Source organism: Bordetella genomosp. 1 (assembly GCF_002261335.1).
Taxonomy (GTDB): domain Bacteria; phylum Pseudomonadota; class Gammaproteobacteria; order Burkholderiales; family Burkholderiaceae_B; genus Bordetella.
The window spans coordinates 1,834,732-1,847,093 of record NZ_NEVL01000003.1; the positions used below are offsets into that span (position 1 = coordinate 1,834,732).

Consider the following 12,362-nt stretch of genomic DNA (forward strand, 5'->3'; position numbering starts at 1 on the left):
TGATGCACGACCCGCAGCTGTATGCCGAAGACGATCTGCTTGGCGCCGCCGCATCCCGGCTGTTCGCCGACGCCTGCACGCCGGCCGTGCTGCGCGCCGCGCTCGCCGGCCAGCGCCCCGCGCGCGCCTGGCAGGCCTGCGCCGACAGCGGCACGGCGGACGCCCTGGTGCCGGAGTCCGCCGGCGGCGCCGGCCTGGCGCTGCGCGACCTCGCCTCCACCCTGTTGAGCGCGGGCTATCACGCCGTGCCCTATCCCATTGCGGACACGCTGTTCGCGCGCGCGTGGCTGCAGCAGGCCGGCGCCGCGCCCGTCGCCGGCAGCATCGCCATCGCCCCGTTCGGTTGCGGCCGCAACGACGGCGGCGTGGTCGGCGCCCGCGTGCCCTGGCTGCGCAGCGCCGATCATGTCCTGGCGCAACTCGGCGGCGAGGTCTGGTTGCTGCCCGCCGCGCTGGCGCACATCGAGCCGGGAGGCGCGCACGGCAGCCTCGCGGCCAGCGCGACCTGGCCCGCGGGCACGGGCACGCGCATCCAGGCCGCAGCCGGTGCCCCCGCCCTGGTCGACCTGTCGGCCTGCGCGCACGCCGCCGTCGCCGCAGGGCTGGCGCTGCGCATCCTGCACCTGAGCCTGGATCACGCCAACACGCGCCAGCAATTCGGCAAGCCGATCGGCCGCTTCCAGGCGATCCAGCAGCAGCTGGCGGTAATGGCCGAACAGGTCTGGGCGGCGCGCGCGGCCGCCATGCTGGCCTTGCAGGAAGACACGCCCTGGCCGCGGCCCGAGGCCGCGGCGTTGGCCCGCGCCCGCACCTGCGAGGCCATCGCCCCGGTCTGCGACATCGCGCATGCGGTACACGGCGCGATCGGCGTCACGGAGGAACACGAGCTCGGCCTGTACACACGGCTGCTGCGCGACCTGCGCCTGGCCGTGGGCACGGAGTCGTTCTGGCACGCGCGCGTGGGCGCCTGGGCCATGCAGGGGCGAGCCAGCGTGCTGGATCGCGTGCGGGCCCTGTGCGGCGAGGCCATCGCCTGATGGGGCGCCCGCGGCGCGCCGGTCAGGCCACCGCCTGCACCGGCGCCATGCAATCGCGCAGCCGCGTCACCGCGGCGTTGGCGCCCTCGCGATGCGTGACGAGCGACAGCGCCAGCGCGCCCCGCGCCTGCGGGTCGGTCAGCGGCACGAAGACCACGTGCGGATTGGAATAGGCCCGCGCCACGCCGGGCACCAGCGCCACGCCCATGCCGCTCGCCACCAGGCTCACCAGCGTCTGCACCTGGATGGCCTCCTGCCCGATGCGCGGCGTGAAGCCCGCGCTGCGGCACAGCGCCTGCGTGACGCCGTACAGGCCCGGCACCTTGACCGGCGAATACACCACGAAGGATTCGCCGCGCGCCGACGCCAGCGGCACCGCCGCGCCCTGCGCCAGCGCGTGGCCCGCGGGCACCGCCAGGATCAGGTCGTCGCGTTCGATGGCCCAGCACGACAGCGCCGCGTCGTCGCTCACCGGCCCGCGCACCAGCGCGGCATCGATCTCGTTGCCGCGCAACATCGCCAGCAGGCCGACCGTGCTGTCTTCACGCAACTCGAGCGCCACCTCCGGACACCGCGCGCGGAACGCCGGCAACAGACGCGGCAGCAGCATGTAGGTGGCCGACCCCACGAAGCCCAGCCTGAGCGTGCCCCACTCGCCCAGCGCCACGCGGCGCGCCGCCTGGCGGGCCTGGTCGGCATGGTAGAGCGCGCGCCGCGCATCGGCGATCAAGGCCTGTCCGGCCGCGGTCAGGGTCACGCCGCGCGCCCCGCGTTCGAGCAATTGCACGCCCACCAGATGCTCGAGCTTCTGGATCGATACCGACAGCGCCGGTTGGGCAATATGCAGCGCCTCGGCGGCGCGGCGATAGCTGCCCAGTTCGGCGATGGTCACCAACTGCCGCAGCTGACGCAAATCCATGGCCATATCAATTCCCGTATCACGCAATACGAAAGCCATATTAGACGGTACGCGGACCCGCCGTTAGCATCGGCCACGTCCACCCACCCGGCGCCGCCGGGCAGCCACAGGAGACCACCGCCGCCATCCCGCCATTCCCGCGCAACCTCTTGCCGCACCGGCGCCCGTGCGCCGCCATCCATACCTATACACAGCATTCCGATCAGGCCGCCAGACGGCCGGGGGAGACACAGATGGGCAAGCAACACCGACGCGTCGTTTTCCGTTCGATCACCGTACCTTTTGCCACCCGCCTCGGCGCGCTGCTGGCCGGACTCGCGCTCGCCGCGCCGCTCGCGGCGCAACCCGCCGGCGACGTGGTGCGCATCGGCGTCTCGAACGACCGCAGCGGCATCTATTCCGATCTCGGCGGCCTGGGCTCCGAGATCGCCACGCGGCTGGCCGTGAAGGATTTCGGCGGCCAGGTGCTGGGCAAGCGCATCGAGGTGATCGGCGCCGACACGCAGAACAAGGCCGACGTGGCTTCCGCCGTGGTGCGGCGCTGGTTCGACACGCAGAACCTGGTCGCGGTGGTGGACGGCGGCGCGAGCTCGACGGGCCTGGCCGCCGCCAACGTGGCGAAAGAGAAGAAGGGCGTGGCGCTCATCAGCGGCGGCTTCGCCAGCGACTTCAGCGGCAAGCAGTGCTCCACCATCAGCACGCAATGGGCCCCCGACACCTACGCGCTCGCCAACGCGGTGGTGCGCGGCGTGGTCGACCAGGGCGGCAAGAACTGGTACTTCATCACCACCGACTATGTCTTCGGCAAGTCGCTCGAGGCCAATGCCAGCCGCTTCGTCGAGCAGGCCGGCGGCAAGGTGCTGGGCAGCGCGCGCCATCCGCTGGGCGCCACCGATTTCGCCTCGTTCATCCTGCAGGCGCAGTCGTCGCAGGCCCAGGTGGTGGGGCTGGCGAGCGCCGGCGGCGACCTGGTCAACCTGATCAAGCAGGCGCAGGAGTTCGGCATGACCGGCAAGCAGCAGCGCATGCTCACCTTCCTCACCTTCATCAACGACATCGCGGCGATGGGCCTGCCCGTGGCGCAGGGGCTCACCTTCCCCACCGGCTTCTACTGGGATGCCGACGACGACACGCGCGCCTGGACCAAACGCTGGCAGCAGGAGACCGGCTTCACCCGCGCGCCCTCCATCGTGCAGGCGCTCAGCTACGTGTCCACCACGCACTATCTGCAGGCCGTGCAGGCCGCCGGCACCTTCGACGCCGAGGCGGTCAACCGCAAGATGCGCGAACTGCCGGTGACGACCCGGCTCATCAAGAACGCGCGCGTGCGGCCCGAGGATGGCCGGGTCATCATGGACCTGTATCTGGTCGAAGTGAAAAAGCCGGCCGAGTCCAAGTATCCCAGCGACTTCTATCGTATTCTGTCCAGCGTGCCCGGAGACAAGGTGTTCGTTTCGCTGGCCGACTCCGAATGCCCGCTGGTGCGCAAGTGAATTCCAAAAGAAAAACGGAGGAGCAAGACATGAAATGCTATTGCGTGGTCGACTTCCACCAACCGCTGCAGCGGATGGAACAGCCCTTGCCCCGGGTCGAGGGCGCGCAGGTGCTGGTGCAGGTCCGCGCCGCCGGCGTCTGCCATAGCGACATCCATCTCTGGGAGGGCGGCTACGACCTCGGCCAGGGCAAGCGCCTGTCGCTGAAGGACCGCGGCGTCGTGCTGCCGCTCACCCTGGGCCACGAAACCGTCGGCACCGCCACGGAGATCGGCCCCGACGCCGGCACCATCCGGCAGGGCCGCAACTACCTGGTCTACCCCTGGATCGGCTGCAACGCCTGCCCCGCCTGCCAGGCCGGCAACGAAAACCACTGCACCGCGCCGCGCTATCTCGGCGTGTATCGCCCGGGCGGCTACGCCGACTATCTGCTGGTGCCCGATGCGCGCTATCTGATCGACATCGGCGATCTCGACCCCGCCACCATCGCGCCCTATGCCTGCTCCGGCCTCACCACCTATTCCGCGCTGCGCAAGATCGGCGAGGCCACGTTGCGCGACCATCCCATCGTGATCTTCGGCGCGGGCGGCCTCGGCCTGATGGCGGTGGAGATCCTGCGCGCGCTCGGCGGCAAGGGCGCGATCGTGGTCGACATCGATCCGGCCAAGCGCGAGGCCGCGCTCAAGGCCGGCGCGATCGCCGCGATCGACGGCGCGGCGCCCGACGCGGCGCAGCAGATCATCCAGGCCGCCGGCGGCAAGCCGCTGCAGGCCGCGATCGATCTGGTCGGGGCCCCGGCCACCACCGGCACCGCGTTCGACACGCTGATCAAGGGCGGCAAGCTCGTCATCGTGGGCCTGTTCGGCGGCGGCGCCACCTGGCCGCTCGCGCTCATCCCCATGAAGGCCATCTCCATCATCGGCAGCTATGTGGGCAATCTGCAGGAGCTGCGCGAGCTGATGGCGCTGGTGCGCGAGGGCAAGGTCAAGCCGATTCCGGTGCACCGCTATCCGCTCGACGAGGCCGACAGCGTGCTGGCGTCGCTCGTGGCCGGCAAGGTGGTCGGCCGCGCGGTCCTCACCACCTGATCCTGCACGGCCCCGCGGCCACCGAGCCCGCGCCACCCGGCGCGGGCTTTTCTTTTGCGCGGCGGCAAACACAACGGCCGTCCTATAACCCGCGCCCCGCAATTGCCAGCGCTGTCAGGTTTGCAGAGACTGCCTTTCACCGGCATCCGCCGGACAAGAACAACGAGCCGCCACGGCCTGCCGGCCCGCGCGGCAACAGGAGACGACCATGCCCCCCATCCTGCGCCAACTGCTGGCCTGCGCCATCGCGCTGCCCGCCATCCTGTCCGCCGGCCAGGCCGCCCACGCCAGCAAGCAGGCGCCGGTGATCGGGTTCTCGATCGACGACCTCCGCGTCGAGCGCTGGACCCGCGACCGCGACTACTTCGTGGCGGCGGCAAAGCAGCTGGGCGCCAAGGTCAACGTGCAGTCGGCCAACGCCAGCGAGTCGCGCCAGATCGCCCAGATCGAAAACCTGATCGCGCAGGGCGTCGATGCGCTCGTGATCGTGCCGTTCAACTCCAAGGTGCTGGGCAACGTGATCGCCAAGGCGCACCGCGCCGGCATCAAGGTCGTCGCCTACGACCGCCTGATCCTCGACGCCCCGCTCGACGGCTATGTGCTGTACGACGCCGTCAAGATCGGCGAATTGCAGGCGCAGGCCCTGGTCGACGTCGTGCCCAAGGGCCATTACTTCCTGCTCGGCGGCGCGCCCACCGACAACAACTCCCGGCTGCTGCACGAAGGCCAGATGAAGGTGCTCAAGCCGCTGGTCGACAAGGGCGACATCCGCATCGTGGGCGACCAATGGACGCCCGAGTGGGATCCGTCCAAGGCCCAGACCATCGTCGAAAACGCGCTCAATGCGCACGACAACGACATCCAGGCCATCGTCGCCGCCAACGACGGCACCGCGGGCGGCGCGATCCAGGCGCTGGCGAGCCAAAAGCTCGCGGGCAAGGTGGCGGTGTCGGGCCAGGATGCCGACCTCGCCGCCGTGCGCCGCATCTCGGCCGGCACGCAGACCATGACGATCTACAAGTCGCTCAAGACGCTCGCCGGCGCGGCGGCGAAGATGGCGGTCGACCTGGTGCAGGGCCGGCAGCCGGCCTTCAACACCCGGCTCGACAACGGCAAGGGCGAGGTCGAGTCGATCATGCTCACGCCGGTGCAGATCAACCGCGAAAACATCGACCTGCTCGTGAAGGAGGGCTTCTTCACGGCCGGGCAGATCCAGGGCAAATGATCGTGAGCCAGGGTATGCAGGCCCACGCGCGGCCGCTCTTCGAGATGCATGACATCGTCAAGGCATTCTCCGGCGTGCGCGCGCTGTCGGGCGTCAGCCTGAGCGTGCGGCCCGGCGAATGCCTGGGCCTGTGCGGCGAAAACGGCGCGGGCAAGTCCACGCTGATGAAGGTGCTCTCCGGGGTCTATCCGCACGGCAGCTACGAGGGCACCATCCTCTGGGAAGGGCGCGAGCTGCACGCGCGCTCGCCCCGCGACAGCGAACGCGCCGGCATCGTGATCCTGCACCAGGAGCTGATGCTGGTGCAGCAGCTGAGCGTCACCGAAAACATCTTCCTCGGCAACGAGCTGCGCCTGTCCGGCGGCCGCATGGACTACCCCGCCATGCACCGGCACGCGGCCGAGCTGCTGGCGCGGCTCAAGCTCACCGATGTCAACGTGGCCGCGCCGGTCATGAACTACGGCAATGGCCACCAGCAGCTGTTCGAGATCGCCAAGGCGCTCAACAAACGGGCCCGCCTGCTGATCTTCGACGAGCCCACCTCCTCGCTCAGCGCCAAGGAGATCGACGTGCTGCTGTCCATCATCCACGACCTCACGCGCGCCGGCGTCGCCTGTATCTACATCTCGCACAAGCTCGACGAGGTCAAGCGCGTGTGCGACACCATCACCGTGATCCGCGACGGCCAGCTGATCGCCACCCGGCCGGCGGCCGAGCTCGACGAAAACGGCATCATCGGGCTGATGGTGGGCCGCGCGCTCGAGTCGCGCTTTCCGCGCACCGAACGCGCGCCGGGCGCCGTCGTGCTCGAGGCGCGCGGCGTGAGCTGCTGGGACGTCACCAATCCGCAGCGCAAGCGGGTCGACGACGTCGGGCTGCAGGTCCGGGCCGGCGAGATCCTCGGCATCGCCGGCCTGGTCGGCGCGGGCCGCACCGAGCTCGTCTCCGCGATCTACGGCGCCTATGCCGGCCGCAGCGTCGCCCGCGTCCTGGTCGACGGCGAGCCGGTGCGCATCGGCTCGCCCGCCGACGCCATCGCGCACGGCATCTGTCTCGTGCCCGAAGACCGCAAGCGCCACGGCATCGTGCCGCTCATGAGCGTGGCCGCGAACATCACGCTCGCCAGCCTCGACGACTACGCCGGCCCGCTGCGCATCGATGGCGACGCCGAGCTGGCCGCGGTGCGGCGCGAGATCGCGCGGCTGCGCATCAAGACGGCCAGCCCCGCGCTGCCGGTCGCCGGCCTGTCCGGCGGCAACCAGCAGAAGGTGGTGCTGGCCAAGATGGCGCTCGAACGGCCGCGCGTGCTGATCCTCGACGAACCCACGCGCGGCGTCGACATCGGCGCCAAGTACGACATCTACAAGATGATCTTCGACCTGGCCGATGCCGGCGTCGCCATCGTGATGGTGTCGTCCGAGCTGCCCGAGATCCTCGGCATGAGCGACCGGGTGCTGGTCATGAACGCCGGCCGCCTCACCGGCGACTTCCCCATCCAGGGCCTCACCCAGGAACGCGTGCTGGCCAGCGCCCTGCTCTCCGACTCGCAGTGAACGCCCGGAATCCCATGTCCCAGACGCCCGCTCCCTCCGCCGATTCCCCGCCACGCCGCCCCCGCCCGCCGCTGCGGCAGGTGTTCGCTCGCCACAAGCTGCTCGGCATGCTGCTCGCGCTGGCGCTCATCTGGCTGTTCTTCTGGCCCCAGACCGACGGCAGCTTCGTGCGGCCCAACAGCATCTCCAACCTGCTGCTGCAGACCTCCGTCACCGGCATGCTGGCCTGCGGCATGGTGCTGGTCATCATCGCCGGCGAGATCGACCTGTCGGTGGGCTCGCTGCTGGGCCTGCTCGGCGGGGTGGCCGCGCTCCTGACCGTCAACCACGGCTGGAACACCTGGCTGGCGGTCGCCGTCGTGCTGCTGCTGGGCGCCGCCTTCGGCCTGGTCAACGGCTACCTCACCACGCGGCTGCGCGTGCCGTCCTTCATCGTAGGGCTGGGCGGCATGCTGGCCTATCGCGGCCTGCTCCAGCTCAGCACCGACAGCGTCACGATCGCGCCCGTGCCCGACGACCTCGGCGCCATCGCCCAGGCCTTCGTGCCGCCGGGGCTGTCGTGGGCGATCGTGGTGCTGATCATCGCGCTGGCCTGCGGCCTGACGCTCGCACGCAGGCGCCGCCACCGCCAGCTCGGGCTCGATCGCATCCCGGCGTGGCTCGACACCCTGCGGGTGAGCGCCATCGCGGCCGCGGCCATCGGCTTCGTGCTGGTGCTCAACCAGGCCCACGGCGTGCCGCTGCCGGTGCTGATCCTGCTCGCGCTGCTGGGCGTGTTCACCTGGATCACCACCCAGACCGTCTTCGGCCGGCACGTCTACGCGGTCGGCGGCAACGTCGAGGCCAGCCGGCTGTCGGGCGTGAACGTCCGGCGGGTCAAGCTGCTGGTGTTCATGCTGATGGGCCTGATGTGCGCCTTCGCCGGCGTGGTCAACACGGCCCGGCTGGCGGCGGGCTCCCCGTCCGCCGGCGTCGGCAGCGAGCTCGACGCGATCGCCGCCTGCTTCATCGGCGGCACCTCGATGCGGGGCGGCTCCGGCACGGTCTACGGCGCCATGATCGGCGCGCTGGTCATGGCCAGTCTCGACAACGGCATGCAGCAGATGAACGTCGACACCTCCTGGCAGATGATCGTCAAGGGCACCGTGCTGGTGCTCGCCGTCTGGATCGACGTCGCGACCGGAGCCGAGCGTGCCTGAGCGCGCCTGCTGCCCCTCTTGCGCCATCCCGGGCGGGCGCGCCCGCCGCCGCGGGGCGCTCGTCCGCATGCCCGCCTTCATCCCGAACCGGAGCCTTCCATGACCTCTCCCCTGCTGCCCGCCCACGTGGCCGTCACGGGCGCCGCCGGCCAGATCGGCCGCAAGGTGGTCGACATCCTGGCGCGTCAGCCCTGGTGCCGGCACATCACCGCGCTCGACCAGCGCGCCCATGCCGCCGACTTCGGCCCGGCGCTGCGCGGACGCCTCACCGTCGTCACCGCCGACCTGCAGCGCGCCGATCCGGCCTGGACGTGCCGCTTCGACGGCGTCGACGCGGTGGTGCACCTGGCCAATCGGCATTCCACGCCCGACGCGAGCTGGCAGGACGCGCTGGGCTCCTACGACATGACGCTGAACGTCCTGACCGCCGCCGCCACGCATGGCGCGCAACGCCTGTTCTTCGCCTCTTCCAACCACGCGATGGGCGGCTACAAGGATCCGCCGCTGTCCGGTCTGATGGGCCCCGGCCGGCTCACGCCCGACCTCGAACCCGCGCCCGGCACGCGCTGGTTCGACGGCGAACGCAACGCCGACTCGCTCGCCTACGGCACCGCCAAGGTGCTGGGCGAGCGCCTGTGCCGGGCCTATTCGGCGATCACGCAGGGCAGGCTGGCCACGGTGATCGCGCGCATCGGCTGGATCCTGCCGGGCGACAACGATCCGCGCGCCATCACCTACTCCGGCGTGGCGTTCCCGCAGGCCCCCGCGCCCGGGCAGTTCGACGAACCGGCGCGCCAGGCCCTGGCATGGTTCCGCAGCATGTGGCTGTCCAACGCCGATCTCGAGCGGCTGCTCCTCGCCGCGCTCACGGCGGATGCCGCGCCCTGGCCCGGCGCCACCGTCACGGTCAACGGCGTGTCGGCCAACCGCGGCAGCGTCTGGGACGTCCAGGCCGGGCGCGACCGCCTCGGCTACGATCCGCACGACGACGTGCAGCGCCATCTGTGCTGAGCCCGGCGCGGCGCCGGCCGAGGCGCGCGGCCGGCCCGGGCTCGCAGTGCAGCATAGGAATGCGGTATCGCGCCATACCAAACCCCTATTAGACGCCCGCGGCCACGCTCTTTAGCATGGCCCGCATGACCTCCGCACACTCCTTCGAAGGCACCGCGCTGGATGGCCTGCGCGTGCTCGATCTCACGGCCGTGGTGTTCGGCCCCTACGCCTCCCAGATCCTGGCCGACTACGGCGCCGACGTCATCAAGATCGAGCCGCCCGCCGGCGACTCCACGCGCCACACCGGGCCCGCGCAGGAGCCGGGCCTGTCGGCCATCTTCCTCGGCATCAATCGCAACAAGCGCAGCGTGGTGCTGGACCTGAAGCGGCCCGAGGCGCGCGCCGCGCTGCTCGCCCTGGTCGACGGCGCGGACGTGCTGATGCACAGCATGCGTCCCGCCAAGATGGCGCGCCTGGGCCTGGGGCCCGAGGTGTTGTGCGCGCGCAATCCGCGCCTGGTCTATGCCGGCCTGTATGGCTTCGGCAGCGGCGGCGCCTACGACGGCCAGCCAGCCTACGACGACATCATCCAGGGCCTGTCCGGCGTGGCGGACCTGATGCGGCGCCAGACCGGCACGCCGCAGTACCTGCCCACCGTGGCGGCCGACAAGACCTGCGGGCTGATCGCCGCGCACGCCATCCTGGCCGCGCTGTTCCAGCGCGAACGCAGCGGGCGCGGCCAGGCGCTGGAAGTGCCGATGTACGAGTCCATGGCCTCGTTCCTGCTGGTCGAGCACCTGTATGGCGGCCATCTCGCCGACACGCCCGGCCCGCTCGGCTACCCGCGCGTGCTCACGCCGTGGCGCCGGCCCTACCAGACCACCGACGGCCACATTTGCATGATGCCGTACACGGATGCGCACTGGCAGCGCTTCTTCGTGCACGCCGGGCGCGACGACCTGGCCGCCGACCCGCGCTTCGCCGACATCACGGCGCGCACGCGCCACATCGAAACGCTGTATGCGCTGGCCGGCGAGATCGTCGCGGGCCATGACACGGCGCACTGGCTCGCGCTGTGCCAGCGGCTCGAGATCCCGGCCGCCCCCGTCAACCGGCTCGAAGACCTGCCCGAAGACCCGCACCTGCGCAGCGTGGACTTCTTCGCCGAGGTGCAGAGCGACAGCGGCGCGGCCTACCGCTACACCCGCAGCCCGGTGCGCCTGGCCGACAGCCGCGTGACGCCGGCCATGGCGCCGCGCCTGGGCCAGCACACCGCGCAGGTGCTGCGCGAGGCGGGTCTCGACGACGCCGCCATCGCCGCGCTCGCCCCGAATGCCCCGCCTTCCCCTTCCGCTTCCTGAGGACACCCGCATGACCCCCACCCCCACGCTGCTCGGCCAGGGCTATTACTGGCAAGACCTGGAGAAGGGCCAGCGCTTTCGCACCTTCCGCCGCACGGTCACGGAAACCGACATCGTCAACTTCATCAGCGCCACCGGCATGCTGGAGACGATCTTCATCGACGCGACCTACGAACATGGCGCGATCCGCGGCCGCCCCGCGCCGGGCGCCCTCACCTACGGCCTGATCGAAGGGCTGCTGATGCAGGGCATGGTGCAGGGCACGGGCCTCGCGCTGCTCGAGGTGCACAAGAAGATGCTGGCGCCGGTGGTGGCGGGCGACACCATCTGGGCCGAGGTCGAAGTCACCGAGGTCCGGCCCACCTCCAGGCACAACCGCGCCGTCGTCAGCTCCGCCATCACGGTGCACAACCAGCACGGCGACGCCGTCATGCAGTACACCGCCGTGCGCATGCTCGCCGGCCGGCCCGGCTAGCGCGGGCCGCCCCCAGACAACAATACCGAGGAGACACTCATGATCCGACGCTACGCCGCCTGCGCGTTCGCCGTCTGCGCCGTGCTGGGCGCACCCGCCGCGCGGGCCGCGGACTGGCCGCAACGCCCGGTCAACCTGGTGGTGCCCTTCCCGCCGGGCGGCCCCACCGACCTGGTGGCGCGTGTCCTGGCGCGCCAGCTCAGCGTGCAGACCGGCCAGAGCTTCGTGGTCGAGAACAAGGGCGGCGCGAACGGCAACATCGGCATGCAGTACGTGGCCGCGGCGCAGCCGGATGGCTACACCGTGCTCTACAACACCTCGTCGATCGCGCTCAGCCCCAACCTCTATCGCAAGCTGCCCTTCGATCCCGCGCGCGACTTCGAGGCCGTGTCGTCCACCGCCGTGATTCCGCTGGTGTTGCTGGTGCATCCGTCCGTGCCGGCGCAGGACCTGGCCGGCTTCGTCGCCTACGCGCGCAAGCAGCCCGGCAAGCTGTCGTATGCCTCGGCCAGCACGGGCAACGTCACCCACCTGGGCGCCGTCCTGCTGCTTCAGTCGGTGGGCGTGCGGGCGGTGCACGTGCCGTACCGCGGCAGCGCGCCGGCCATGACCGATCTCGTCGGCGGGCAGGTACAGTTCATGACCAACACGCTCAACGACTCGCTCGCCTTCATCCGCGACGGCAAGCTGCGGGCCCTGGCCGTGACGAGCGCCCGGCGCAGCGCGCAGTTGCCCGAGGTGCCGACGGTGGCGGAAACGGTGGCGCCGGGCTTCGAGATGGGCGCGTGGCAGGGCGTGGTGGTGCCCAAGGGCACGCCGCCCGCCATCGTGCAGAAGCTCAACGATGAGATCCGCAAGGCCTTGCGCTCGCCCGAGATGCAGCAGCAGCTGGCCGCGCAGGGCGCGCAGGCGCTGGGCAGCACGCCGCAGGAATACGCGCGCTACATCCAGGATGAAACGCGCCGCTGGGGCGAGGTGATCGAGGCGGCGCAGGTGAAGCTGGACTGATGCGGTCCGGC

11 protein-coding genes are annotated in these 12,362 nt (G+C 70.8%); 10 read left to right on the plus strand and 1 reads right to left on the minus strand.

Annotation, left to right across the window (positions count from 1 at the left end; genetic code table 11):
* Positions 1–2 precede the first annotated feature (2 nt).
* A complete protein-coding gene (locus CEG14_RS16735) occupies positions 3–1,037 on the plus strand; it encodes an acyl-CoA dehydrogenase family protein (RefSeq protein WP_094827424.1) in 1,035 nt (344 codons plus the stop codon).
* A 22-nt stretch (positions 1,038–1,059) separates the two neighbouring features.
* Here CEG14_RS16735 and CEG14_RS16740 read toward each other — a convergent pair whose 3' ends face one another.
* Positions 1,060–1,956 carry a LysR family transcriptional regulator gene (locus tag CEG14_RS16740; protein ID WP_255032408.1) on the minus strand — a complete coding sequence of 299 codons (897 nt, stop codon included), beginning with the start codon at positions 1,954–1,956 and terminating at the stop codon, positions 1,060–1,062.
* Between the two features lie 233 nt (positions 1,957–2,189).
* On the opposite strand from CEG14_RS16740, the gene CEG14_RS16745 reads away from it, so the two are divergent.
* The 9 genes from CEG14_RS16745 (at position 2,190) to CEG14_RS16785 (ending at position 12,351) form a co-directional block, all read left to right on the plus strand.
* Positions 2,190–3,449, plus strand: a complete 1,260-nt coding sequence (locus tag CEG14_RS16745) for an ABC transporter substrate-binding protein (protein ID WP_094827426.1) — start codon at positions 2,190–2,192, stop codon at positions 3,447–3,449.
* Positions 3,450–3,478: 29 nt separating this feature from the next.
* Entirely contained in the window at positions 3,479–4,537 is a 1,059-nt protein-coding gene (locus CEG14_RS16750) for an alcohol dehydrogenase (protein WP_094827427.1), read from the plus strand.
* Positions 4,538–4,745: 208 nt separating this feature from the next.
* Positions 4,746–5,762, plus strand: coding sequence for a D-xylose ABC transporter substrate-binding protein (gene xylF, locus CEG14_RS16755; RefSeq protein WP_094827428.1), 1,017 nt, complete (start codon positions 4,746–4,748; stop codon positions 5,760–5,762).
* Positions 5,763–5,776: 14 nt separating this feature from the next.
* Entirely contained in the window at positions 5,777–7,315 is a 1,539-nt protein-coding gene (locus tag CEG14_RS16760) for a xylose ABC transporter ATP-binding protein (RefSeq protein ID WP_094827597.1), read from the plus strand.
* 14 nt (positions 7,316–7,329) lie between these two features.
* Positions 7,330–8,514, plus strand: coding sequence for a sugar ABC transporter permease (locus CEG14_RS16765; RefSeq protein ID WP_094827429.1), 1,185 nt, complete (start codon positions 7,330–7,332; stop codon positions 8,512–8,514).
* A 99-nt stretch (positions 8,515–8,613) separates the two neighbouring features.
* Positions 8,614–9,525, plus strand: a complete 912-nt coding sequence (locus tag CEG14_RS16770) for an NAD-dependent epimerase/dehydratase family protein (RefSeq protein WP_094827430.1) — start codon at positions 8,614–8,616, stop codon at positions 9,523–9,525.
* Between the two features lie 125 nt (positions 9,526–9,650).
* The gene (locus tag CEG14_RS16775; protein ID WP_094827598.1) at positions 9,651–10,868 is read left to right on the plus strand and encodes a CaiB/BaiF CoA transferase family protein; all 1,218 of its coding nucleotides are present in this window, start codon (positions 9,651–9,653) and stop codon (positions 10,866–10,868) included.
* Positions 10,869–10,878: 10 nt separating this feature from the next.
* The gene (locus CEG14_RS16780) at positions 10,879–11,343 is read left to right on the plus strand and encodes a MaoC family dehydratase (RefSeq protein ID WP_094827431.1); all 465 of its coding nucleotides are present in this window, start codon (positions 10,879–10,881) and stop codon (positions 11,341–11,343) included.
* Between the two features lie 39 nt (positions 11,344–11,382).
* Positions 11,383–12,351: a Bug family tripartite tricarboxylate transporter substrate binding protein gene (locus CEG14_RS16785; protein ID WP_094827432.1), complete on the plus strand. Its 969-nt coding sequence runs from the start codon at positions 11,383–11,385 to the stop codon at positions 12,349–12,351.
* The last annotated feature ends 11 nt before the right edge of the window (positions 12,352–12,362 follow it).